Origin of the sequence: Sphingopyxis sp. Geo25 (assembly GCF_949769135.1) — a bacterium.
Classification (GTDB): Bacteria; Pseudomonadota; Alphaproteobacteria; order Sphingomonadales; family Sphingomonadaceae; genus Sphingopyxis.
Genome location: NZ_CATKOZ010000006.1, coordinates 45,705 through 68,777, shown reverse-complemented (window position 1 = coordinate 68,777; position 23,073 = coordinate 45,705). Strand labels below are relative to the sequence as shown.

Annotated in this window: 29 protein-coding genes; 13 read left to right on the top strand and 16 right to left on the bottom strand. The window is 67.8% G+C overall.

Features of this window, described 5'->3' with window-relative positions; genetic code table 11:
* Positions 1-7: 7 nt before the first annotated feature.
* The 12 genes from gspD to QOL68_RS15150 are packed head-to-tail and all read left to right on the top strand — an operon-like array spanning position 8 to position 10,978.
* The gene (gspD, locus tag QOL68_RS15205) at positions 8-2,218 is read left to right on the top strand and encodes a type II secretion system secretin GspD (protein ID WP_204991543.1); all 2,211 of its coding nucleotides are present in this window, start codon (positions 8-10) and stop codon (positions 2,216-2,218) included.
* Positions 2,215-3,708 carry a type II secretion system ATPase GspE gene (gene gspE / locus QOL68_RS15200; protein WP_282949981.1) on the top strand — a complete coding sequence of 498 codons (1,494 nt, stop codon included), beginning with the start codon at positions 2,215-2,217 and terminating at the stop codon, positions 3,706-3,708. The genes gspD and gspE overlap by 4 nt, the downstream gene beginning before the upstream one ends.
* The gene (gspF, locus tag QOL68_RS15195; protein WP_058457357.1) at positions 3,701-4,918 is read left to right on the top strand and encodes a type II secretion system inner membrane protein GspF; all 1,218 of its coding nucleotides are present in this window, start codon (positions 3,701-3,703) and stop codon (positions 4,916-4,918) included. The genes gspE and gspF overlap by 8 nt, the downstream gene beginning before the upstream one ends.
* Positions 4,919-4,930: 12 nt before the next feature.
* Entirely contained in the window at positions 4,931-5,410 is a 480-nt protein-coding gene (gene gspG, locus QOL68_RS15190) for a type II secretion system major pseudopilin GspG (RefSeq protein ID WP_282949982.1), read from the top strand.
* A 7-nt stretch (positions 5,411-5,417) separates the two neighbouring features.
* Positions 5,418-5,903 (top strand): type II secretion system minor pseudopilin GspH, encoded by a 486-nt coding sequence (gene gspH / locus QOL68_RS15185; protein WP_282949983.1) that lies wholly within the window; start codon positions 5,418-5,420, stop codon positions 5,901-5,903.
* Positions 5,893-6,255 carry a type II secretion system minor pseudopilin GspI gene (gene gspI / locus QOL68_RS15180; protein WP_443028456.1) on the top strand — a complete coding sequence of 121 codons (363 nt, stop codon included), beginning with the start codon at positions 5,893-5,895 and terminating at the stop codon, positions 6,253-6,255. Before gspH ends, gspI begins: the two co-directional genes overlap by 11 nt.
* On the top strand, positions 6,252-6,863 hold the full coding sequence (gene gspJ / locus QOL68_RS15175; protein WP_282949984.1) for a type II secretion system minor pseudopilin GspJ: 612 nt from the start codon (positions 6,252-6,254) through the stop codon (positions 6,861-6,863). Before gspI ends, gspJ begins: the two co-directional genes overlap by 4 nt.
* Positions 6,860-7,867, top strand: a complete 1,008-nt coding sequence (gene gspK / locus QOL68_RS15170; protein WP_282949985.1) for a type II secretion system minor pseudopilin GspK — start codon at positions 6,860-6,862, stop codon at positions 7,865-7,867. The genes gspJ and gspK overlap by 4 nt, the downstream gene beginning before the upstream one ends.
* A gap of 1 nt (position 7,868) precedes the next feature.
* Positions 7,869-9,014 (top strand): type II secretion system protein GspL, encoded by a 1,146-nt coding sequence (gene gspL, locus QOL68_RS15165; protein WP_058457332.1) that lies wholly within the window; start codon positions 7,869-7,871, stop codon positions 9,012-9,014.
* Between the two features lie 8 nt (positions 9,015-9,022).
* Positions 9,023-9,493 (top strand): type II secretion system protein M, encoded by a 471-nt coding sequence (locus QOL68_RS15160; protein ID WP_231729249.1) that lies wholly within the window; start codon positions 9,023-9,025, stop codon positions 9,491-9,493.
* Complete coding sequence (gspN, locus tag QOL68_RS15155; RefSeq protein WP_282949986.1) at positions 9,490-10,206, top strand: type II secretion system protein N; 717 nt, start codon at positions 9,490-9,492, stop codon at positions 10,204-10,206. Before QOL68_RS15160 ends, gspN begins: the two co-directional genes overlap by 4 nt.
* A 1-nt stretch (position 10,207) precedes the next feature.
* Complete coding sequence (locus QOL68_RS15150) at positions 10,208-10,978, top strand: prepilin peptidase (protein ID WP_282949987.1); 771 nt, start codon at positions 10,208-10,210, stop codon at positions 10,976-10,978.
* Here the strand turns inward: QOL68_RS15150 and pal are convergent.
* The 16 genes from pal to QOL68_RS15070 form a co-directional block, all read right to left on the bottom strand.
* Positions 10,965-11,483: a peptidoglycan-associated lipoprotein Pal gene (pal, locus tag QOL68_RS15145; protein ID WP_282949988.1), complete on the bottom strand. Its 519-nt coding sequence runs from the start codon at positions 11,481-11,483 to the stop codon at positions 10,965-10,967. The genes QOL68_RS15150 and pal overlap by 14 nt on opposite strands.
* A 96-nt stretch (positions 11,484-11,579) precedes the next feature.
* Complete coding sequence (tolB, locus tag QOL68_RS15140) at positions 11,580-12,953, bottom strand: Tol-Pal system beta propeller repeat protein TolB (RefSeq protein WP_282949989.1); 1,374 nt, start codon at positions 12,951-12,953, stop codon at positions 11,580-11,582.
* Positions 12,953-13,786 carry a cell envelope integrity protein TolA gene (gene tolA / locus QOL68_RS15135; protein WP_282949990.1) on the bottom strand — a complete coding sequence of 278 codons (834 nt, stop codon included), beginning with the start codon at positions 13,784-13,786 and terminating at the stop codon, positions 12,953-12,955. The genes tolB and tolA overlap by 1 nt, the downstream gene beginning before the upstream one ends.
* Positions 13,787-13,795: 9 nt before the next feature.
* Positions 13,796-14,296, bottom strand: coding sequence for an ExbD/TolR family protein (locus QOL68_RS15130; RefSeq protein ID WP_282949991.1), 501 nt, complete (start codon positions 14,294-14,296; stop codon positions 13,796-13,798).
* Positions 14,296-14,994 carry a protein TolQ gene (gene tolQ / locus QOL68_RS15125; protein WP_058457337.1) on the bottom strand — a complete coding sequence of 233 codons (699 nt, stop codon included), beginning with the start codon at positions 14,992-14,994 and terminating at the stop codon, positions 14,296-14,298. The genes QOL68_RS15130 and tolQ overlap by 1 nt, the downstream gene beginning before the upstream one ends.
* On the bottom strand, positions 14,988-15,467 hold the full coding sequence (locus QOL68_RS15120; protein WP_282949992.1) for a YbgC/FadM family acyl-CoA thioesterase: 480 nt from the start codon (positions 15,465-15,467) through the stop codon (positions 14,988-14,990). Before QOL68_RS15120 ends, tolQ begins: the two co-directional genes overlap by 7 nt.
* Positions 15,468-15,569: 102 nt before the next feature.
* Positions 15,570-16,598, bottom strand: a complete 1,029-nt coding sequence (gene ruvB, locus QOL68_RS15115; protein ID WP_282949993.1) for a Holliday junction branch migration DNA helicase RuvB — start codon at positions 16,596-16,598, stop codon at positions 15,570-15,572.
* Positions 16,595-16,996 carry a GFA family protein gene (locus QOL68_RS15110; RefSeq protein WP_282949994.1) on the bottom strand — a complete coding sequence of 134 codons (402 nt, stop codon included), beginning with the start codon at positions 16,994-16,996 and terminating at the stop codon, positions 16,595-16,597. Before QOL68_RS15110 ends, ruvB begins: the two co-directional genes overlap by 4 nt.
* On the bottom strand, positions 16,993-17,736 hold the full coding sequence (locus QOL68_RS15105) for a ParA family protein (protein WP_282949995.1): 744 nt from the start codon (positions 17,734-17,736) through the stop codon (positions 16,993-16,995). The genes QOL68_RS15110 and QOL68_RS15105 overlap by 4 nt, the downstream gene beginning before the upstream one ends.
* The gene (gene ruvA, locus QOL68_RS15100; protein ID WP_282949996.1) at positions 17,733-18,332 is read right to left on the bottom strand and encodes a Holliday junction branch migration protein RuvA; all 600 of its coding nucleotides are present in this window, start codon (positions 18,330-18,332) and stop codon (positions 17,733-17,735) included. The genes QOL68_RS15105 and ruvA overlap by 4 nt, the downstream gene beginning before the upstream one ends.
* Before the next feature lie 126 nt (positions 18,333-18,458).
* Positions 18,459-18,932, bottom strand: a complete 474-nt coding sequence (gene ruvC, locus QOL68_RS15095; protein ID WP_282949997.1) for a crossover junction endodeoxyribonuclease RuvC — start codon at positions 18,930-18,932, stop codon at positions 18,459-18,461.
* 148 nt (positions 18,933-19,080) lie between these two features.
* Positions 19,081-19,827, bottom strand: coding sequence for a YebC/PmpR family DNA-binding transcriptional regulator (locus QOL68_RS15090; protein WP_282949998.1), 747 nt, complete (start codon positions 19,825-19,827; stop codon positions 19,081-19,083).
* A 57-nt stretch (positions 19,828-19,884) separates the two neighbouring features.
* On the bottom strand, positions 19,885-20,376 hold the full coding sequence (locus QOL68_RS15085; protein WP_282949999.1) for an arsinothricin resistance N-acetyltransferase ArsN1 family B: 492 nt from the start codon (positions 20,374-20,376) through the stop codon (positions 19,885-19,887).
* A complete protein-coding gene (locus tag QOL68_RS15080) occupies positions 20,373-20,693 on the bottom strand; it encodes a YbjQ family protein (protein WP_282950000.1) in 321 nt (106 codons plus the stop codon). Before QOL68_RS15080 ends, QOL68_RS15085 begins: the two co-directional genes overlap by 4 nt.
* A 44-nt stretch (positions 20,694-20,737) precedes the next feature.
* Entirely contained in the window at positions 20,738-20,980 is a 243-nt protein-coding gene (locus QOL68_RS15075) for a DUF2312 domain-containing protein (RefSeq protein WP_003039223.1), read from the bottom strand.
* 63 nt (positions 20,981-21,043) lie between these two features.
* Complete coding sequence (locus tag QOL68_RS15070) at positions 21,044-21,364, bottom strand: DUF1244 domain-containing protein (protein WP_058457346.1); 321 nt, start codon at positions 21,362-21,364, stop codon at positions 21,044-21,046.
* A gap of 108 nt (positions 21,365-21,472) precedes the next feature.
* Here QOL68_RS15070 and pyk point away from each other — a divergent pair, with 108 nt between their 5' ends.
* Positions 21,473-22,927, top strand: a complete 1,455-nt coding sequence (gene pyk, locus QOL68_RS15065) for a pyruvate kinase (protein WP_282950001.1) — start codon at positions 21,473-21,475, stop codon at positions 22,925-22,927.
* The last annotated feature ends 146 nt before the right edge of the window (positions 22,928-23,073 follow it).

Genomic DNA, 23,073 nt, shown 5'->3' with positions numbered 1-23,073 from the left:
GGATATCATGCGCCTCAAACTGTCACTGATGCTTGCCGCCGCGCTCGTTTCCGCTGCGCCAGCCCCCGCGTTCGCGCAATATACGCTGAACGTGCGCGACGCCGATATCCGCGCCTTCATCCAGGACGCGGCGCGGATCACCGGGCGCACGTTCGTGATCGACGGCCGCGTCAACGGCAAGGTCTCGGTCGTCACCGACCGGCCGCTGTCGCGCAGCGAATATTTCGAGATTTTCCTTGCCACCTTGCGCTCGAACGGGCTTGTCGCGGTGCCGGGTCCGAACGGCAGCTACCGTGTCCAGCCGATCGACGGCGCCGCGGCGCAGCCGGGCCGCATCGGCAGCAGCGGCGCGGCGCAGAACCAGTTCGTCACCGAAATCATCCGCCTGAAACATATCGACGCCGTCGCGGCGGTCGAAACGCTGCGCCCGCTGGTCAGCCCGCAAGGGTCGCTCACCGCGAACCGCAACGCGAACAGCCTGGTCGTTGCCGATTTCGCCGACAATATCCGCCGCATTCGCGCACTCGCGGCGAGCATCGATCGCGACAGCTCGACCAGCCAGATCGTGACGCTGAAAAACGCCGGCGCGCGCGAGATCGCCGCCGCGCTCACCGCGCTCGTTCCGGCGGCAGGCGAGGGGGCGAGGGCGCCGATCGCGATCGTACCGGTCGACAGCAGCAACGCGATCGCGCTGCGCGGCGACCAGGCGCTCGTCGCGCGTTTCGTCTCAATGGCGCACGACCTCGACGCCAAGGCGGCGGGCGGCACCGAGCTGCGCGTCTATTGGCTCGAACATGCCAATGCCGAGACCTTGCTGCCGACGTTGCAACAGCTCGTCGGGGGCGGCAGCGACCCCGCGCAGAAGGCCGGCTTGCCCCCGGCATCCTCCTCCTCGTCGACGACCACAGGCGGCAGCACGCCGGCGCCTGTGGCTGCCACCACCAGCACCCCGACCTCGGTCAGCGGCTCGGGCGGCAGCATCGCGACGCGCGGCCCTGCGATCGTCACGCGCTATGAGGGCGCCAACGCGATCATCGTCGCGGCGAACAGCGAGGTGCAGCGGATGCTCGGCGAGCTGATCCGCCAGCTCGACAGCCGCCGCGAGCAGGTTCTCGTCGAGGCGATCGTCGTCGAGATCGGCGACGACGCCGCGAAGCGCCTCGGCGTCCAGTTCCTGCTCGGCGGCAAGAATATCCCGTTCGTCGCGACCAATTACAGCAATGCGCAGCCGAACATCTTCACCCTCGGCGGCGCCTATGCCGCGACCAAGCTCACCGAGGACAAGACGACGGTCGACGGCACCACGGTCGTCACGCAGACGTCGAGCGCGCTCGGCAGCAGCCTGCAGGAAGCTGCTGCAGCTTCCTTGCTTTCGGCGACCGGCGGCTTCGCGGGGTTCGCGGGCGATATCGGCAAGAACACGATCTTCGGCGCGATCATCAATGCGGTGAAGTCCGATACGACGTCGAACCTGCTTGCGACCCCGCATATCGTCACGCTCGACAATCAGGCCGCGAAATTCCTCGTCGGCCAGGAAGTGCCGATCACGACGGGCGAAGCGCTCAGCGACAATTTCGACAACGCCTTCCGCACCGTCCAGCGCGAAGAGGTCGGCATCAAGCTTGAGGTCACGCCGCAAGTCAATGGCGCCGGCGAGGTCAAGCTCTTCCTCCGTCAGGAAGTGTCGAGCGTGGCGGGACCGGTCTCGTCGCGCAACAGCGACCTGATCCTCAACAAGCGCTCGTTCGAAACCGTGCTGACCGTCGACGACGGCGAGATCCTGGCGATCGGTGGCCTGCTCAACGACGACGAGCGCAAGACGATCGAGCGCATCCCGCTTTTGAGCGACATCCCACTGCTCGGCGAACTGTTCAAATCGCGCAGCCGGAGCCGGTCGAAGACGAACCTGATGGTGTTCATCCGTCCGACGGTGCTGCGCAATCGCGAGGATAATGCCGCGCTGACCGCGCGCCGCTATGGCTATATCCGCGACTTCCAGCTCCAGCGGAATCCGGGCGAGGAGCCCGCGATCGATACGCTGGTGCGCGATTATCTGGGCACGGTGCCGCCGGTTCCGAGCGCGGCGACCCCGACCGACGTCACGGTCGGTCCCGTCAACCTGCAGGAACTGCGCGGTCCCGACGGCAAGGTGATCAGCACCGACGTTCCGCCCTCGATTTCGCAGGCGCCCGCCCCTCCTGCCGGAGACTATCCGTGAGCGACATCGAACCGGTGGCGCCTTCCCCGGCGCCGGTTGATATTCCCTATGGCTTCGCGCGAAACCATGGCGTCGTGATCGCGCAGGAAGAGGGCGGGCGCTGGCTCGCCACGCTGCGCGAAGGCAGCGACCCAGCGGTGCTGATCGAGGTGAAACGCTTTCTCGCGCAGCCGATCCGGATTGCGACCGCGAACGCGGCGGATTTCGACCGGCTGCTTTCGGACCATTATGCGGTCGACGCCTCCGCAGCGGCGATGGCGGGGACGCTCGATGGCAGCGACCTCGAACTCGGCATCCCGAGCGCCGAGGATCTGCTCGACAGCGCCGACGACGCCCCGGCGATCCGGCTGATCAACGCGATCATCGCCGAAGCGGTGCGGCAGGGCGTCAGCGACATCCATATCGAACCCTATGAAAGCGGGCTCGTCGTGCGGATGCGCACCGATGGCGTGCTGCGCGAGCATCTGCGCATGCCGCCGCACGTCGCCCCCGTCGTCGTCAGCCGCATCAAGGTCATGGCGCGCCTCGACATCGCCGAGCGCCGCGTGCCGCAGGACGGGCGCATCGCGCTGACGCTGGCGGGCAAGGCGGTCGACGTTCGCGTCTCGACCCTGCCGAGCCGTGCGGGCGAGCGCGTCGTGATGCGTATCCTCGACAAGGACACGGCCGGGATCGACTTCGACGTTCTTGGCCTGTCGGGCGAGGCGGACCGGATTTTGCGCGAGGCGCTGGCCGAACCCAACGGGATCATCCTCGTCACTGGCCCGACGGGTTCGGGCAAGACGACGACGCTCTATGCGGCGCTGAAGCAGCTCAATGACGGCCAGCGCAACATCCTGACGGTCGAGGATCCGGTCGAATATGCCGTCGACGGCATCGGCCAGACGCAGGTGAATGCGAAGGTCGGCCTCGACTTCGCGGCGGGGCTGCGCGCGATCCTGCGCCAGGACCCCGACGTCGTGATGGTCGGCGAAATCCGCGACCGCGAGACCGCCGATATCGCGGTGCAGGCGTCGCTCACGGGTCACCTCGTGCTCTCGACGGTCCACACCAACGATGCGGTCGGTGCGATCACGCGCCTGAAAGACCTGAAGGTCGAGCCCTTCCTGCTCGCCTCGACCCTGCGCGCGGTGTTGGCGCAGCGGCTTGTCCGCAAGCTGTGCGACCATTGCCGCGAGCCGGTGCAGGCCGACAACAGCGTCGCGGCGATGCTCGGGCTCGACATCGGCACGGTGATCTGGCGCCCGAAGGGCTGCGACCAGTGCGGCCACACGGGCTTCAAGGGCCGGATCGGAGTGTTCGAGGCAATCAAGGTCGACGAGACCGTGCGCCGCTATATCTATGCCGGCGGCGATGAATCGATGATCGCAAAGCACGCCTTCCTGAAGGCCCCGACGCTGGCGTCGGCGGCGCGCGCGATGGTCGCCAAGGGGCTTACCACGCCCGAGGAGGCGATCCGCATCGCGCGGCGCGAGGATGTCGATGCCTGATTATCGCTATGTGGCGATCGACAGCCAGGGCCGCGAGCGCAAGGGGCGGCTGGCCGCCGCGAACGACGATGCCGCCCGCGCCGACCTGGTCCGCCGCAAGTTCCATATCGTCGCGGTCGAGGAGGCGGGGACGAAGCCGACAACCGGCCGCTCGTTGCTCGCCTTTCGCCGGGGCAAGCTTTCCTCCAAGGAACTCGCGCTGTTCACGCGCCAGCTCGCCACGCTTGTCGAGGTCGCGCCGCTCGAAGAGGCGCTGCGCACGCTGACGCGGCAGAGCGAGGCCGAAAGCGCGCGTGCGGTGATCGGCGACGTCCATGCCGGCCTGCTCGAAGGGCGCCGTCTTGCCGACGCGATGGCCCGCCAGCCGGGCAGCTTTCCGCCGCTCTATCGTGCGATGGTCGCGGCGGGGGAGACGACGGGCAGCCTGACGACGATCCTCGCGCGGCTTGCCGACCTGCTCGAACGCCAGGCCGAGGTGCGCGGCAAGTTGATAGCCGCGCTCGCCTATCCGGTGGTGCTCGCGGTGGTTGCGATCGGCGTCGTCGCCGCGCTGATGATCTTCGTCGTGCCGCGCGTCGTCGAACAGTTCAACGACGTCGGGCAGCAGCTTCCTTTCCTGACCCGCGCGGTCATCGCCATCTCGAGCTTCGCCGCGAGCTGGTGGTGGCTCATCGCGCTGCTGATCGCCGTCGCCACCTTCGGCTGGGTCAGCGCGATGCGCCGCCCGGCGTTCAAGGCCGCGGTCGACGCGCGGTTGCTGGGGCTGCCGCTGTTCGGGCGCCTGCTGCGCGATCTTTACGCCGCGCGCTTCGCGCGCACGCTGTCGACGATGGTGTCGAGCCGCCTGCCGCTGGTCGAGGGGCTCAGGCTCACCGTGCCGACGATCCGCAACGCCGCGCTCGCCGGCGCCACCGCCAGCATCGTCGATCAGGTGCGCGCGGGCGGCAGCCTGTCGGCCGCGCTCCGCGACGCCGGAGTCTTTCCGCCCTTGCTCGTCTATATGACCGCGAGCGGCGAAAGCGCTGGGCGGGTCGAGCAGATGCTCGAGCGCGCCGCCGATTATCTCGAACGCGAGTTCGACCGTTTTACCGCCGCGTCCATGGCCCTTCTCGAACCTGTCATAATTGTCGTTATGGGGTCGTGCGTCGCACTCATCATCCTCGCCATCCTGCTTCCGATCCTCCAGTTGCAGAACCTTGCAGGGCTATAATACATGTCGCTGATGCAGCTTTTCCTTCGCCTCATGATCGATCCCGCACGTCCCGACAGCCGTCGGCGCAAGAAGGACGAGCGCGGCTTTACCCTAACCGAACTGATGGTCGTCATCTTCATCATCGGCCTGCTTGCGACGGTCGTTCTGATCAACGTCCTGCCCAGTCAGGACAAGGCGATGGTCACCAAGGCGAAGGCCGATATCGCCACGCTGGAAAGCGCGCTCGAGCAATATCGCCTCGACAATCTCAGCTATCCGGCGATGACCGACGGCCTGAACGCATTGACCACCGCGCCGCCGGCGCTCGCGCAGCCCGAGCGCTATCGCCGCGGCGGTTACATCAAGAAACTGCCGCAGGATCCCTGGGGCCGCCCCTATAATTATCAGGCGCCCGGCGCGAACGGAAAGGCGTTCGACGTGTGGTCGATGGGCGCCGACGGCGCGCCCGGCGGGACCGACGAAAATGCGGATATTCGCAGCGAAGGATAAGCCGCCGATGTTCGACTGGGCCCCCGCCTGCGCGGGGGCGCGTTCGCCGGTAAGCGAACGCGGATTCACGCTCGTCGAACTGATGGTCGTGCTGGCGATCATGGCGCTCGCAGCGACCGCCGTCGTGCTGACCATTCCCGGCGAAGAGCGCAATGTGCGCAGCGAGGCCGACCGGCTCGCCGCGCGCCTTGCCGCGGCGCGCGACGTCGCGGTGATCGAGGGGCGCAGCGTGTCGGTCAATCTCGCGCCCTCCGGCTATGGCTTCGAGCGGCGGGTCGAGGGCGCCTGGCAGCCGCTGCCCGGCCGCGCGTTCGAACAGCGGAACTGGCCGTCCGATGTCCGCTTCGTCGCGGGCGACGGGCTGGGCGCGGCGCGCATCCTGTTCGACCGCGTCGGCACCAGCCCGACCCCCCAGGCGGTTGTGCTGTCGGGCGGCGACGCGCGCGAGATTGTCCGCGTTTCCGCGACGGGGGATGTCAGTCGTGGAGAATAATCAACGAGGCTTCACTCTGCTCGAAATGCTGGTGGCGCTCAGCATCATCAGCATCGCGGCGCTGACGCTGGTGCGGCTCGATGCCTATGCGGTGCGTACCGCCGGCGATCTCGACGAAAGCACAATGGCGGGCATCGTGGCGCAGAACCGCGCCGTCGAACTCTGGACCGACCCGTCGCCGCCGACGATCGGTGCGAGCGCGGGCAACGTTGCCAATGCGGGGCGCAACTGGCGCGTCGAACAGCGTGTCGCGAAGACCGCCGACGACAGCCTGCTGCGCATCGACCTGATCGTCCGGCCCGAAAGCGGGCGCGGGCAGGCGACGCTGACGATCATCAGGCCGTCGCGATGAAGGACGAACGCGGCTTCACCCTCGTCGAGATGCTCGTCGCGCTATCGATCTTCGCGGTGATCGCGGCGATGGGGGTCAGCCTGCTGCGGAGCAGCGTCGACACGCAGGATGCCGTGCAGGCGCGGCTTCAGGGCATGAGCGGGATCAACCGCGTGCGCGCGGTGATGGCGAACGACCTTGCGCAGGCGGTGCAGCGGTCGACGCGCGGGCAGGCGGGCGAGTCCGTCCCCGCCTTTGTCGGATCGTCCAATGGCTTCGCCTTCGTTCACGCGGGCGCCGGGTCGCTGGACGGCAGCCCGCGCCCGAACGTCGAGCGCGTCGGCTATGCGCTGACCGGCGGCGAATGGCGCCGCGCGACCCAGCCGATGCTCGACGGCACCGCGCTGTCGGATGGCGACCGGCTGATCGGCGACGTCACCGCGGCTGCGGTGCGCTATCGCGATGCGCAGGGGAACTGGAGCGAAAGCTGGAGCAGCGATCCCGGCGACCGCCTGCCGCGCGCGGTCGAGGTGCGGCTGACGCGGACCGGGCGCGCGCCGCTGACGATGCTGTTCCTGACCGGGCCGACGCTGCCGCCGCCCGTCGCTGCGGGAGCGCCCCCGGCATGACCCGCCATCCGAAAGGCGAACGCGGCGCGGCGCTGCTCACGGTGTTGCTGCTCGTCGCGGTGATGGCGGTGATCGCCGCGACCGCGCTCGACCGCCTGACGCTCGCGACGCGGATCGCGGGCAGCGCATCGACGGTCGATCAGGGGCGCGCCTATGCCTTCGCCGCCGAGCAGATTGCGCTGCGCCGGGTTTCCAGCCTCGTGTCGCGCGATCCGACGCGGCTGACGCTCGACGGGGGGTGGCTCGGGCGCGATTTCACCCTGCCGCTGCCGGGCGGGCAGGGGCGGGCGCGGCTGACCGATGCGAACAATTGCTTCAACCTCAACAGCCTTGCCGCCGAAACCGCTCCGGGAAGGCTGAGCCAGCGGTCGGGTTCGGTGCGCCAATTCGCCGCGCTGATGAAACTGATCGGCATCGGCGAGGGACAGGCGCAGCAGATCGCCGGCGCGGCGGCCGACTGGGTCGACAGCGACAGCAACGACGGCCCGCTCGGCGCCGAAGACAATGTCTATCGCGGGATGCAGACGAGCTATCTCGCGGCGAACCGCAAGATGGCGGACGTCAGCGAACTGCGCGCCGTGCGCGGGGTGACGCCGAAAATCTATGCGCAGCTCAAACCCTGGGTCTGCGTGTTGCCGGTGACCGACGCGGTGAAGCTCAACGTCAACACACTGACCCCCGAACAGGCGCCGCTGATCGCGATGCTGCTGCCCGGCCAGATCAGTGTCGCCGACGCGCGGGCGGCGCTGGCGGCACGGCCTGCGGGCGGCTATGGCAGCAGCGTGCGATTCTGGGAGGGCCGGGCCTTTGAGGGCCGCGAACCGCCGCAGGATGTTGCCGAACAGGCCGGGGTGAACAGCCGCTGGCTCGCGCTGACGACGAATGTTACGATAGGGGACGGGGTTTTGACGGCAAGATCGCTCATCGACGCGAACGGCGGGGCGGCCAGCGCCGGCCAGGCCGCCCCGACGATCGTCCGCCGCGACTGGGGCGAGACCGACTGACGTGAGCCGCACGCTTGTTCTCTGGCTGCCCCCGCTGGCGGCGTTGTCGGGCGAGGATGCCTTCCGCCCCGCTTGGTTGCGCGTCGATGATGGCGTCATCGTCGATTCGGGGCAGGACGATGGCTGGATCGACGCCTGGGAGAAACCGGCGGACGGCGAAGCCGAGGACCGGCTGGTCGCGCTGGCCCCCGCCGCCGATATTCCGGTTCGCTGGTATCACTATCCCGACGCCGCGCCCGCGCAGGCGGCCGCCGCGGCGCGGGTCGACGCGCTGCGCGGCAGTCTGGGCGACGCGGCGGCGCTCCATGTCGTTGCCGGGCAGCCGACGGGGGACGGGCAGGCGGTTCCGGTCGCGGTGACGACCCATGCGGCGATGGCGGCCTGGCGCGACTGGCTCGAGGCACGGGGGCTTTCGGCGGCAGCGATCGTTCCGTCGGCCGCGACCGTCCCGCCGCCCGAGCCCGATGCGCTGTGGACCGCCGATGTCGGCGGTGAAGCGATTGTGCGCACCGCCGACCGCGCCTTTCTGTCCGATCCCGAGCTCGACCAGCTGATCGCGGGCGAGCGGGTGATTGCGCCGCTGGCGGCCGAGCCGATGCGCGAGGCGCTGTTGCTGTCGCTTGCCACCCCGCCGATCGACCTGCTGACCGGCGCGTGGAAGCCGAAGCGGAGCTGGTCGCTCGATCCCGCGCTGGTGCGGATCGGCAAGCGGCTGTTGATCGCGCTCGTCGCGGTGAGCCTGCTGATCCCGATCGTCCATGCGGTGCGGTTGACGAGCGATACCAGCCGTGCCGACGATGCGACTGTCGATCTTGCGCAAAAGGCCGGCATCAAAGCCCAGGATGCCGAAGCGGCCGAGGCCGAACTCGATCGCCGCCTCGCCGCGGCGGGCGGCGGACCGCTCGCTTTCTCCGTACCCGCGTCGGCGCTCTATGACGCGATGCGCGATACGCCGGGGGTGGCGCTGAAGACGCTGTCGCACCGCACCGACGGCACGCTGTCGACGACGCTCGCCGCCCCGCGCGTCGAAGACATCAACAAGGTGCTGCTGGCGCTGCAGGCGCGCGGATATCGCATCACCGCGCAGCCGATGGCGGGCACCGACGGCCAGCAGATGGCCAATGTGACGATTCGGGCGGTACCATGATGGAAGCGATGAAAAACTGGTGGAGCGGGCTGTCGACACGCGAACGCTGGCTGGTCGGCGTTGCGGGCGCGCTGGCGGTCGCCGTGCTCGGCTGGGCGCTCGGGCGCCCGGCGGTCGCAGCGTTCCTTGACCTCGAAAGCCGCCATCGCGCCGCGATCGAGCGCGAGGGGCGCGTCGCGGCCAAGGTCGGGCTGCTTTCCCGGCGCCCGGCGAAGTCGGTCGCGGCGGCGGTCGATGCGGTGGCGATCGACCAGTATCTTGCGCAGTCGGCGGGAGAGATCGGCCTGACGCTCGACCGCAACGAGGCGCGCGGCGAGCGGCAGGTGACGATCGCGATCGCGACGGCGAAGGCGCCGGTGCTGACCGACTGGCTCGCCGGCCTGGAAGCGCAGGGTTTCGTCGTCGACCAGCTGACGATCACGCCGGCCGCGGACGGAACCGTCGGGATGACCGCCGAACTCAGAAAGGGCGGGCAATGAGCGCGCGGCGACGCTGGGCGATCGCGGCCGCGCTGTTGGCGCTGCTGCTGATCGTCGCGACCTTTCCGATGCGGCTGGCGCTGTCGCTGGCCGGCGCCGCCGACGCGGGCGTATCGGCGCGCGAAATTCGCGGCTCGATCTGGTCGGGCGCGCTGATCGACGCGCGGCTTGGCGCTCTGCCGCTCGGCACGGTGCGTGCGAGCCTGTCGCCGATCGCCTTGCTGGGCGGCAGCACCGAACTGACCTTCGAACGCGCCGACGAACGGCTTGGCGCACTGTCGGGGCGCCTCTATGGCAGCGACCCGCGCGGCATGTCCGATGTCAACGGCACGACCTCGCTTGCGGGCGGCCTAGGCCTGATCCCCGCCGACACGATCCGCTTCGAGGGCGCGACGGTGCGTTTCGACGATGGCGGGAAATGCGCCGAGGCGACGGGACGCATCCAGCTGTCGGTCGCGGCGCCGATCGCCGGGCTCGACCTGTCGCAGGGGCTGTCGGGGCCGCTGCGATGCGCGGGCGGGCGGGCGCAGGCGGCGCTTGCGAGCCAGTCCGGGATGGAGCGGCTGACGCTCGCCTTCGACGGCAAGGGCGCCTATCGCGCCGAGTTCGCTATCAACGTCGACCGCGATCCGGCGATGGCGGCGGCGCTGGCGGTGCTCGGCTTCAAGTCCGGAGCGAACGGGTTCGTGCTGGCGACCTCGGGCCGCTTCTGACGTGACCATCCTCGACGCCTTGCCCATCGGCGCGGGCGTCTTTCTGGCAGGGCTGATCGGGCTTGTCCTCGGCAGCTTTATCGCGACGCTGATATTGCGCTGGCCGGCAGGCCGGTCCGTCCTCGGGCGGTCGCAGTGCGATGGCTGTGGGCGCCAGCTGGGTGCGCTCGATCTGGTGCCGCTGCTGTCGGCGCTCGGATCGCGCGGGCGATGCCGCGAATGCGGTCGAGCCATCGATCCCTTTCATTGGCGCGTCGAGCTCGGTTCGGCGCTGCTTGGCGTCGCGGCGCTGGCGATCATGCCCGGCACGGCGGGATGGCTCTGGGCGCTGTTCGGCTGGCTGCTCCTGCCATTGGCTTTGCTCGACGCGCGGCATTTCTGGCTCCCCGACGGGCTCAACGCGCTGCTTGGCGTTGCAGGGCTGCTCATCGCGGGGCCGTTGCTGCAAACGACGCTCGTCGACCGCTGGGTCGGCGCTGTGGTCTGCGGGCTGACGCTTGCCGGAATCGCGGCTCTCTATCGCAAGCTGCGCCTGAAGGACGGGATGGGCGGCGGCGATCCGAAGCTCGTCGCGGCGATCGGCGCATGGCTCGGCTGGCAGGCGTTGCCGCTCATGCTGCTGCTCGCGAGCCTCGGAGGGGTTGTTTTTGCGGTGCTCGGCAAGAAAAAAGGGGACCGGCCGCTTGGTGAGCAGCAGATCCCCTTCGGTCTTTTCGCGTGCGCCGCGGCGTGGGTCGCGGTGCCGCTGTGGCCTGTCCTTATCGCCCGATGACGACGGTCACCGCGCGGCGGTTCTGCGCCCAGGCTTCCTCGGTCGAGCCGAGCGCCGCCGGACGTTCCTTGCCATAGCTGATGACGTCGATGCGCGACGGATCGACGCCGATCGAGGCGAGATAGTTTTTCGCGGCATTGGCGCGGCGTTCGCCGAGCGCGATATTATAGTCGCGGGTGCCGCGTTCGTCGGCATGGCCCTCCAGCGTTACGCGGACCGCGGGGTTGCGCGCCAGCCACTGCGCCTGGCTCTGCAGCGTCGCCTGATCCTGCGCATCGACATTATACTGGTCGAGATCGAAGAAGATGCGGTCGCCCATGGCGCCGACGCTGGCGAGGAAGTCTTCCTGCGATCCCGGAACGACGCCGGTGCCGGTTCCGGCGCCCGCGTCGGTGCCGCTGCCATCGGGAGAGGGCGGAAGCGTATCGGGCGCTTTTTTCGCGCAAGCCCCGACAGTCAGCATGGTGATCGCCGCGATCATCGCGGTGGTTTTGCGTATCGTCATGGGTTCTGTCCTCTTGTTGCTCAGTCTTCAGTCGTGCGGGTCGGGGATGAACTCAAGTTGAACCCCCCGGTTTTCCTTTGGTTCCGCGCCCGCGCTTCAGGGCAGGATCGGCCCCCAGCTCGGGTCCGATCCGTCCTGCGGCGTCGGCAGTCGGCGCAGGTTCACGCCGGTCAGGTCGACCTGCCACAGCGTCGATTTGCCCTCGCGCCCCGGCGAGGTGCGGAAGAACTGGATGACGCGGCCGTTCGGCGACCAGGTCGGTGCTTCATCCTGCCAGCTGTTGGTCAATAGCCGCTCGCCGCCCCCCGACGGCGTCATGACGCCGACGCGGAACTCGCCGCCGCCCATCCTGGTGAAGGCGATCAGGTCGCCGCGCGGCGACCATTCGGGGGTCGCATAGCGCCCGCCGCCAAAGCTGATCCGCTGCTGGTTCGAACCGTCGATATTCATCGTATAGATTTGCTGGCTGCCCGACCGGTCGCTTTCGAACACGATCTTGCGCCCGTCGGGCGAAAAACTGCCGCCGACGTCGATCCCCGGCGTGCTTGTCAGCCGAACCGGCGTGCCGCCGTCGGCCGAGACGCGATAGATGTCGGTGTTGCCGCCGACCGCCATCGAATAGAGGATCTGCCGCCCGTCGGGCGACCAACGCGGCGCGAAGGTCGCGTTGCTGCTTTCGGTGACGAGCTTCTGCGTCCCCGCGTTGATGTCATAGATGAACACGCGAACGCGGTTGTTCAGGTAGGAGACGTACACGATCTTCTTGTAATCGGGCGAGAAACGCGGGCTGATCGCGAGCGCCTGGCCATTGGTGATGAAGCGGTGGTTGCCGCCGTCCGAATCCATGATCGCGAGGCGTTTGATGCGGTTCCCCTTGGGTCCGCTCTCGGCGATATAGGCGACGCGGCTGTCGAAGAAGGGCGATTCCCCCGACAGGCGCGAATAGATGGCGTCGGCGCATTTGTGCGCGGCGCGGCGCCAGTCGCCGGGCTGGATCTCGTAACCCTGGCGCACCAGTTCGGTCTGGAGCGCGGTGTCGTAGAGATAGCAGCCGACGACGAGCCCACCGGTACTGCTTGCCTGGACGAAGCCATGGACGACATTGTCGGCGTTACGCGCCTGCCAGTCGGCGAACTGCGGGGCGCGCACTTCGCCCATCGTGATCGCGCGCACGCTGCCGGGGCCAAGCGGCGCGTAGAGTCCGCTGCGTTCAAGGTCGGCGGCGATGACGTCGGCGATCTGGCGGCCGAGCGTACCGGTGCTGAGCCCCGCGACATTGACGACGGCGGGGGTCGCGAAGGCGGGGACAGCGATCACCGTGCGCTCGGTCGAGACTTCGGCGACGACCTCGGCAGTGCGCGGCGTGTCGCCGGTGGTCGGGGGCGGCGTCTGAGCCGCCGCGGGAAGCGCTGCGAACGCGCCCATCGCGGTGGCGAGAAGGGTGAGCCGGGTGGCCAGCGAGCGTTTCATCACATTCCTTTCGCTCGGAAGGTCACGTCCCAGACCCTCCACTGATCATAATATTCGTCGGGCAGGTCGAACGGCGAAGCCTGCCGGATCGACCGCTCGGCGCGCTCGACGAACAATTTCTGCTGCGGCGCGTTGCTGTCGGTCTTGCCGGTGAGTTCGCCGACCTGGGCGATGCTTGTGATCCGCCCGTCGCGGCTGAGCTGGATGCGCAGCACGACGCGGAGCTGGTCGATATCGACGCCCGAGGGCACGTTGCGGCGCCAGAAGGGCAGGATCTTGCCGTCGATCGCGACGTCGATCGATCGCTTGACCTCGGCCGCGGTGGCGGCCGCGGGCGCACCCTTGGTTTGCGTCGACTTGCTCGGCGCCCTGCTCAGCCCTTCGGTGATGCCGTCGAGACGGCCGGTCGGGCGCGTCGGTGTTTTCTTCGGCGGCGGTGCAGCCTTGGGCGCGGGTTTAGGCTGCGCCTTCTGCGCGGGTGGTTGCTTCTTCGCGGGTGTCGGGGTCGGACGCTGCACCAGCCTGGGCGCGGGCGCCGGGGTCGGGCGGACGATCGGCTCGGGGACCGGAGGAGCGGGCATGGGTTCGGGCGCGGCGATGTCCGTCGCGTCTTCTTCGCCCAGCCTTGTGGCTGGAGCCTCCTCGGTGATCACCGGCGCGGTCGATTGCGGCGCGGTCTCGGCGACCAGATCGACCTCCATCGGCGGATTGTCGAAGCGGCGGTCGCCGCGCGTCCATTGCACCGAGAGCAGGCCGATCACGACGACATGCAGCAGCACCGCCACCGCGATGCCGATCCGCTGATTTGCCCCTGGCGCCGTATCCGCAACCATCATCCGACCCTATTGGCCGCTATCTGAACCGGTGGTGACCGCGGACGGTGCGTCGTCCGACCCTGTGGTGACAATCGCGATCCGTGTCAGCCCTGCCCGATTGAGTTCGCCCATGACTTTCGCGACCCGACCAAAGTCGAGGGTCTTGTCGGCGCGCAGCATGATCTGGCGCGGCTTGTCCTTGCCCTCATTCTCGCGCGCGATCGCGTCGAGGCGCGCGGGAAGCTCGGCCTCGGGCACGACCTGATCGCCGATGTAGATCGTATCGTCGCCATTGATCGACAACTGGACCGGTTCCTGCTCCTCGGTCTCGACCGGCTTTGCGCGGCTTTCGGGCAGGTCGATCGGCACCGCGGAGGCGAGCAAAGGCGCGGTGATCATGAAGATGATCAACAGCACCAGCATCACGTCGACGAGCGGGGTGACATTGATGTCGGCCATCGGCGCGCGGCGGCCGCCGCGACCGCGCCGCCGTCCGCCCGCGCCGCCGGAAGGGCCGGACATCGCCATCAGGCGTCCGCCTCGAGCTCGCGGCTGAAGGTCGCGTGCAGCCCGTCGGCGAAGCGGCCGAGGCGCGATTCGAGGCGGTTCAGCCGCTGCGAGAAGGCGTTGTAGGCGATCACCGCCGGGATCGCCGCGAACAGGCCGATCGCGGTCGCGAACAGCGCTTCGGCAATCCCCGGCGCGACGACGGCGAGGCTGCTGTTGTTCTCCGCCGCGATCGCGGTGAAGCTGCGCATGATGCCCCAGACGGTGCCGAACAGACCGACGAACGGTGCGACGGCGCCGATGGTCGCGAGCGTGCCGATCTTCTCGGCGAGGCGGTCGACCTCGCCCTCGACCGCCGAATTCATCGCGACGCCCAGCCGCTCGCGCGTTCCGTCGCGGTCGATCACCTTGCCCTTGGTCGAGCGGCGCCATTCGCTGATCCCGGCGCCCAGCACCTTCGCGCTCGGCAGCTCTTCGCCGCCATTCTTGTCGAAAAAGGCGTCGATATTCTCGGCGCGCCAGAAATCGCGCTCGAATTGTTCCGATGCGCGCATCAGCTTGCCGACGCTGCGGCCGTGGGTGAAGATCACCGCCCAGACATAGATGGAGGCGAGCAGCAGCCCGATCATCACTGCCTTCACGACGATGTCGGCCTGGATGAACAGCGCGACGGGGGACAGCGTCGCCGCGTCCGCGGCCAGCTTGATATTGTCTAGCAAGGGTTCGTCTCTCCATTCATGATCGCGGTAAAGCGTTCGGCCCAGCCCGCGGGCTGACGGCGCGGCCGGCCTTCGGGCGACAGGAAGGCCGCGGTAACACGTCCGCCTGTCAGCACTTCTGGCGTTAACTCATCCTGACCGCGAAGGATGCGCTGCGCGATGATGACGCTCGCGCCGCGCACCGCCTCGACGGTGCTGACGACGGTCAGGTCGTCGTCGAGCTTCGCGGGCCTCAGATATTTGATGGCAAGGTCGGTAACCGCCCAGGCGCCTTCGCCCGCTTCCATCGCCGCGCGCTGGTCGATGCCCGCAAGGCGCAGCATGTCCGAGCGGGCGCGCTCCATATAGCGCAGGTAATTGGCGTGATAGACGATGCCGCTGAGGTCGGTGTCCTCGAAATAGACGCGCAACCGGTAAAAATGCGCCGCCCCGACGAAGGCGCCGGGGACGAAGGGGGGAGGGCCGCTGACCATGGTTAAGACCGATAGCGGGTGGGTGAGTCGGCGGGAACCCCTCTTCAACGGTTCGTCGTACCCAAGAGCCGGTTGGTGGAATGAAAGGCGCAGGAATCGGCGCTATTTTCCCTCGTCGAATAGCCCGTCCTGCGTGCCTTGGGGCGGATTGAGCCCAAGGTGCTTCCACGCGCTGGCGTTGAGCATGCGCCCGCGCGCGGTGCGTGCAATGAGGCCGGCCTGCAGCAGATAGGGCTCGATCACATCCTCGATCGTGTCGCGCGGTTCGCTGAGCCCGGCGGCGAGGGTCTCGACCCCGACGGGGCCGCCGCGATAGATGTCGGCGATCATGGCGAGGTAGCGGCGGTCCATCGCGTCGAGCCCGAGCGCGTCGACCTCCAGCCGGTTGAGCGCGGCGTCGGCAGCTTTCGCATCGACGACCGCGTGCCCCGCGACGGTCGCGAAATCGCGCACGCGGCGGAGCAGGCGGCCGGCGATGCGCGGCGTCCCGCGCGAGCGCTTCGCGATCTCCAGCGCGCCGTCGGCGGCGATCGGCAGCGCGAGCAGCCGCGCGGCCCGCGAAATGACCTGTTCGAGCTCGCCGTGCGTGTAGAAATTGAGCCGCACCGGAATGCCGAAGCGGTCGCGGAGCGGCGTCGTCAGCAGGCCCTGCCGCGTCGTCGCGCCAACGAGGGTGAATTTCGGCAGGTCGATCCGCACGCTGCGCGCCGACGGCCCTTCGCCGATCATGATGTCGAGCGCGCGGTCCTCCATCGCGGGATAGAGGATTTCCTCGACCGCGGGCGACAGCCGGTGGATCTCGTCGATGAACAGGACGTCGCCGTCCTCCAGATTGGTGAGCAGTGCCGCGAGGTCGCCGGCCTTCGCGATCACCGGGCCGCTGGTGGACCGGAACCCGACGCCGAGTTCCTTGGCGACGATCTGCGCGAGCGTCGTCTTGCCGAGCCCCGGCGGCCCATAGAAGAGCACATGGTCGAGCGCATCAGATCGGGTCTTTGCTGCCTCGATGAAGATACGCAAATTCTCGCGCGCCGCCGCCTGTCCGACGAAATCGGCGAGCGACTTCGGCCGCAGCGCGGCGTCGGCATCCTCGGGGGTGCGGACAGGGGTGGTGAGGGCGGGCTCAGTCATAACCGTTCTATTGCCTCGCCGACGATGCAAACCCAAGGTTCCTGACGATCCTCATAGACCGAAAATTGCAGCTCGAAATCATGTCCCGGTTCGAAATTGCCGATCGGCACCGCGTAACTGTCCATCTCCGGGCGGTTGAGGAACCAGAGCGTCGAGCCACAATTGCCGCAAAAATAGAAGTCCGCGAGAGTGCCGCTGCCGCCGGCATGTTGGTAGAGCTTCGCATTGCCTTCGGTGCGCACATTTGCGGCGGGAAAACGCGCCTGCGCGGCAAAGGCGCTGCCGCTTCGCGCCTTGCAGTTGCGACAGTGGCACACCGACACGCGGATCGGTTCGCCGGTGCAGGCGATGCGGATCTGGCCGCAGCGGCAGGAGGCGTGGCGGATGCGGTCGCTCATGATGCGCTGGCTGCCAGCCGCTTTTCGACCGTCTGCCAGAGGGCGGCGATCGCCACGACGGGAGCGCTCTTCCGGCCACCGAGCATCCCGATTGGCGCGCGCGCTTCCGTCATCCGCTCGTAGGCGCTCGCCATCGGTATGACGGGCCAGTCGGGCGCGTCGGCGAGAGTCTCGCGGTGGAGCGCGCGGCGGCGGTCGACCATCGAGAACACCGGGAGCAGCGGGACGCGCAGCGCTTTCCTGCCGCCCATATGCTCCTCGATCGCCTCCAGCGCCCGGCGCGCGAGCGGTGACGGGATGACGGGGACGATTACCAGATCGGCGGCGCGGAGAATCTGTTCGGAGGTGTCGGTAAGTCCCGGCGGGCAGTCGATGAGGATGCGCTCGAATCCGCGCGCAAAGTCCCCAGCAATTTTCGCGAGCCGCTTCTTTTTGTCGAGCTCGTGAAACTCGACGTCGAGCCCGCGCAGCGACCGGTCGGCGGGAAGCAGGCTCAGCCGGTCGGTCGCGGTCGGCGCGATCAGCTTCGCCGGATCGAGATCGCGGCGGATCGCGGCCTGCGCCTTTTTGCCCGTTCCATCGTGGCCGAGGATGTAGGTTGCGGCAGCTTGCCCGTCGAGGTCCCAGAGCAGGGTGCGGCGGCTCGAGAGGGTCGCAGCCGCCCAGGCAAGATTGACCGCGAGCGTCGTCTTTCCGACTCCGCCCTTGAGGCTATAGACCGCGATCGTCCTGCCGTTCATTTCGCCGCTTTCTTCAGCGCCACACGAACCAGCGCGTCGAGGCTGGCATCTGCGCCCAATTCCTCGCTTGCAGCCGCGACCGCCGCGCTTGCTTCGCCGGGCTTGAAGCCGAGGCCGGTAAGCGCGGTGACGGCGTCTGCGAGGGGGCCGGAGGTAGCGGACAGGGCTGGATTCGAACCTACGATTCCGCCCAACGCCCCCGCCTTGTCCTTGAGCTCATGCGCGATCCGCTGCGCGAGTTTCGGGCCGACGCCATTGGCGCGCGCGATCATCGCGCTGTCGCCGCTGGCGAGCGCGCGTTGCAGGTCGCCGATCTCAAGCGCCGAGAGAATCGCGAGCGCGACCTTCGCGCCGACGCCCTGGACGCTGGTGAGCAGGCGGAACCAGTCGCGTTCCGCGGCCTTGGCAAAGCCGAGCAGGCGGAGGAAATCCTCGCCGACCAGCATTTCGGTGTGGATGGTGACGTCGCCGCCGACCGGACCGAGCGCGTCGAGCGTGCGCGCCGATGCCTCGACCAGATAACCGACGCCGCCGACGTCGATCACCGCATGGCCTGCGCCGCTTGAATCGAGCCGTCCCGTCAGTTTTGCGATCATGCGTCCGTGCTAGCGCGGGGAGAACGAAAAGGGAATCAATTTCCCGTCCTCGTCATGCCGGACTTGATCCGGCATCCATCGCGGCGCTGGGTATGGACCCCGGATCAAGTCCGGGGTGACGAATGTCTAGACGCGCGGCCGGTGGTTCGCGTGGCAGATCGCGACCGCCAGCGCGTCGGCCGCATCGGCGCCCGCGACCTTCGCACCGGGCAGCAGCACGCGCAGCATCGCCTGCACCTGCTCCTTCGCCGCGGCGCCGGTGCCGACGACGGCTTTCTTGACGAGGCGCGGAGCATATTCGCCCACCGGCAAGCCGCCGCGCGCGCAGGCGAGCAGCGCGACGCCGCGGGCGTGCGCCAGCTTCAGCGTCGATTGCGGATTGTCGTTGACGAACACTTCCTCGACCGCCGCACACGTCGGCGCATGATCGGCGATCACCGCTGCGATCACGGTGTCGAGATGCGCCAACCGGTCGGGCAGGGGCGCCTTGGCGTCGGTCTTGATCTGGCCGTTGGCGATATGGCTGATCCGGCTGCCCTCGACGCGGATCACGCCCCAGCCGGTGCAACTGAGCGAGGGGTCGAGACCGAGGATGATCATTTTTTCAATCCTCCCTGTGCCATAGGCATGGGGAGGTGGCAGCGCGAAGCGCTGACGGAGGGGCTTTGGCGCGAACGTCGCCGCCCCTCCACCACTCGCTTCGCGAGCGGTCCCCCTCCCCATGGCTTCGCCACAGGGAGGAAATTCATCAACCCAGTTTCTCCATCACCGCGTCGGGGATTTCGTAATTACCCCACACGGTCTGGACATCGTCGTCGTCGTCGAGCGTGTCGATCAGCTTGAAAAGCGTCTGTGCGATGCTCTCGTCGGCCACTTCGCTCTTCAGCGTCGGGCGCCACGCGAGCTTCACGCCCTCGGCTTCGCCGAGCTTCGCCTCGAGCGCCTTCGCGACCTCGTGCAGGCTGTCGACGCTGGTCCAGATGTCGTGGCCTTCATCGGACGATTCGACGTCGTCGGCGCCCGCGTCGAGCGCGGCTTCGAACACCGTGTCGGCGTCGCCCGCCTCGGCAGGATAGTTGATCAGGCCGAGGCGGTCGAAGCCGTGGCTGACGCTGCCCGAGGTGCCGAGGTTGCCGCCATTTTTCGAGAAGGCGGTGCGGACGTTGGTCGCGGTGCGATTGCGGTTGTCGGTGAGCGCCTCGACGATCAGCGACACGCCGCCGGGGCCGTAACCCTCGTAGCGGATTTCCTCGTAATTCTCGCCCTCGCCGCCCGACGCCTTGTCGATCGCGCGCTGGATATTGTCCTTCGGCATCGACTGCGCCTTCGCCGCGTTCACCGCGGCGCGCAGGCGCGCGTTCGCATCGGGATCGGGCAGGCCCATCTTCGCCGCGACGGTGATTTCACGCGCAAGCTTCGAAAAAAGGGCGCTCCGCTTTTTGTCCTGCGCGCCCTTGCGGTGCATGATGTTCTTGAATTTACTATGGCCGGCCATGGCTCTCTTCTTTTTGGCTGGGAGGAACTGGAGGCGCGCTTACATCATGACCGAACGTCAAAGCAACCGCTGCCACCACCCGACATCACGCCAGCCCCTCATTTTCCAGCCGACCTCGCGGTAGATACCGATCGGGGTGAAGCCCATTGCTTCATGCAAGCCGATGCTTGCGTCATTCGGCAGGGCAATTCCGGCAAAGATCGCGTGGACATCGCGATTCTTGATGATCGGGAACAGCGCCTCGTAAAGTCGCCGTCCAATACCCGCGCGAGCGAAAGCCGCATCGACGTAAATCGTGACATCTGCCGAGGTCGCGTAGGCTTCGCGCGTGCGGTGCGGGGAGCCATAGGCATATCCCGCAATTTTGCCTTTAACCTCCGCCACCAGCCAGCCGTGGCTGGTCCCATAATCCGCTATCCGGCGTGCCATTTCCGCCGCATCAGGCGGATCGCGTTCGAAACTGACCCAGGTGTCCGTGACGTAGGGTGCGTAAATCTCGGCGCATCGCGCGGCATCGGTCAAAGTTGCCGGGCGGATATCGGTGCTCACCCCAGCGTAACCGCCGTCCCGCTCGCCGACACCATCAGCATCGAGCCGTTCTGGCCGAGCACTTCATAGTCGAGGTCGACGCCGACCACCGCATTGCCGCCGAGGCGCGCGGCTTCGGCTTCCATCTCGCCGATCGCTTCCTTGCGCGCGCGGGCGAGGACGTCCTCATATTTGCCCGAGCGGCCGCCGACGATGTCGGTGATGCTGGCAAACAGGTCGCGGAACAGGTTGGCGCCGACGATCACCTCGCCGGTGACGATGCCCAGATATTCGCGGACCGGATGGCCTTCGATCGTATTGGTCGTGGTGCTGAACATCGTCACTCTCCCTGGCTGGTTGATCGGGGGCTTGTTGATCGGGCTCAGACGATGCCGAGCGCTGATTTGTAAACGTCGAGGATCGCTTCCATTTCCTTGCGGTCGTGGACGGGCATTTTGCGCAGGCGGACGATCTGGCGCATGATCTTGGGATCATAGCCCTGCGACTTCGATTCCAGATAGACGTCGCGGATATCGTCGGCGATGCCCTTTTTCTCTTCTTCCAGCCGCTCGATGCGCTCGATGAAAAGGCGCAGTTGTTCGTCGGCAGTCGTGGCTTCGCTCATTTTATACTCCGCTGGGATGGATGGTGGGTTGGCGAGAATCGCCCCGGCGCCCGATTAGCGGGGTCAGGGATTCTTGGCCATGCTTTCTTCCATCCGCTTGAGCTGTTCGGGGGTCGCGGCGACATGAAAGCGCGCTTTCCAGTCGGCGGTCGGCATGCCGTGGACGATCGCGCGGCCGGCTTCCTTGTCGATGCCGCCGGCTTCGGCGATCCAGTCGCCGAGGCAATTGCGGCAGAAGCCGGCAAGCCCCATCAGGTCGATGTTCGCCGCGTCGCTTCGGTGCTGGAGCAGGCGGACGAGGCGGCGAAAGGCCGCGGCGGCGACGGCGTCGTCGAGCGTATCGAGTGCGTCGGTCGGGGCGGTCGTATCGTTGCTGCAGGACATGATGGCTTTCCTTCTGCTCGGCGGATGAATAGCTATACGCGGCTTGCCTTGGCCGGGGCAACGCGACTAGGCAAGCGGTCTGAATTCCCCCACGTCATCGGAGCATTTGTGGCCCAGAGTTTCACCCCCCGCCAGCGCAAGGTGCGCATTCTGGCGACCCTCGGCCCCGCCAGCGCGAATCCCGAGATGATCGCGGCGCTGCATCGCGCCGGGGCCGACGCCTTCCGGGTGAATATGAGCCATGGCGACCATGAGGGCCACGCGCAGGTCATCGCCGCGATCCGCGCGCTGGAGAAGGAAACCGGCCGTCCGACGACGATCCTCGTCGACCTGCAGGGGCCGAAACTGCGCGTCGGGACGTTCAGGGACGGTCCCGCCGAACTGGTGAAGGGCCAGCCGTTCGCGCTCGACACCGACAAGGCGCCGGGCGACGCGACGCGCGTCCATCTGCCGCATCCCGAACTCTTCGCTGCACTCGAACCCGATACGCGGCTGCTCGTCGACGATGGCAAGCTGGTGCTGCGCGTGAGGAGCGTCGCGAAGGACCGCATCGAGACGATCGTGGAGGTCGGCGGCAAGATCTCCGACCGCAAGGGCGTCAACGTCCCCGACGTCGTCGTGCCGCTCGCGGCGCTGACCGAAAAGGACCGCAAGGACTTGGCCTTCGCGCTCGAACAGCATGTCGACTGGATCGCGCTGTCCTTCGTCCAGCGCCCCGAAGACGTCGCCGAGGCGCGGCGGCTGATCGGCGGCAAGGCGGCGCTGCTCGTGAAGTTCGAGAAGCCCTCGGGGGTTCAGCGGATGGATGAGATATTGGAGATCGCCGACGCTGCGATGGTCGCGCGCGGCGACCTGGGCGTCGAGCTGCCGCCCGAGGCGGTGCCGCCGCTGCAGAAGCGCATCGTCGCGACCGCGCGGCGGATGGGCAAGCCTGTCGTCGTTGCGACGCAGATGCTGGAGTCGATGATCGTCTCGCCGACCCCCACCCGCGCCGAAGTGTCCGATGTCGCGACCGCCATCTATGATGGCGCCGATGCGATCATGCTGTCGGCCGAAACCGCGGCGGGCGCCTGGCCGGTCGAAGCCGTCACCATGATGGATTCGATCGCGCGTTCGGTCGAAGGCGATCCCGACTATTTCCGCCGCCTGCATTTCACCGAGACGCAGCCCGATGCGACGACCGCCGACGCGCTGGCCGAGGCGGCGGGCGACATCACCGCGACGGTGGGCGCCGACGCGATCATCTGCTTCACCTTTTCGGGATCGACCGCGCGCCGCGTTGCGCGCGAGCGGCCGGGCGCGCCCTTGCTCGTCCTGACCCCGAAGAAGGAGGCGGCGCGGCGCATGGGGCTGCTGTGGGGCGCCCACGCGGTGCCGACGAAGGATATCGGCAGCTTCGAGGAGATGATCGCCAAGGGCAAGCGCATGGCGCTTCGCCATGGCGTCGCGTCGGCCGGGTCGAAGCTGGTGATGATGGCGGGCGTTCCCTTCGGTACGCCGGGGTCGACCAACGTGCTGCACGTGGCGACGCTGACCGGCGAGGAACTGCGCGGATATAGCTGACCGGGGGCTCGCCCGCCTTCGCCGTCCCGCCTTGGCCGGGGTGACGATCTGAGAAGCATGATCCGGACCGGCGATGCCGCTGACCTCCCCCCGCGCCTTTTTGATTCAGTCCGGCACAAAAGTTACCGCGCGATTCAGAAAATTTC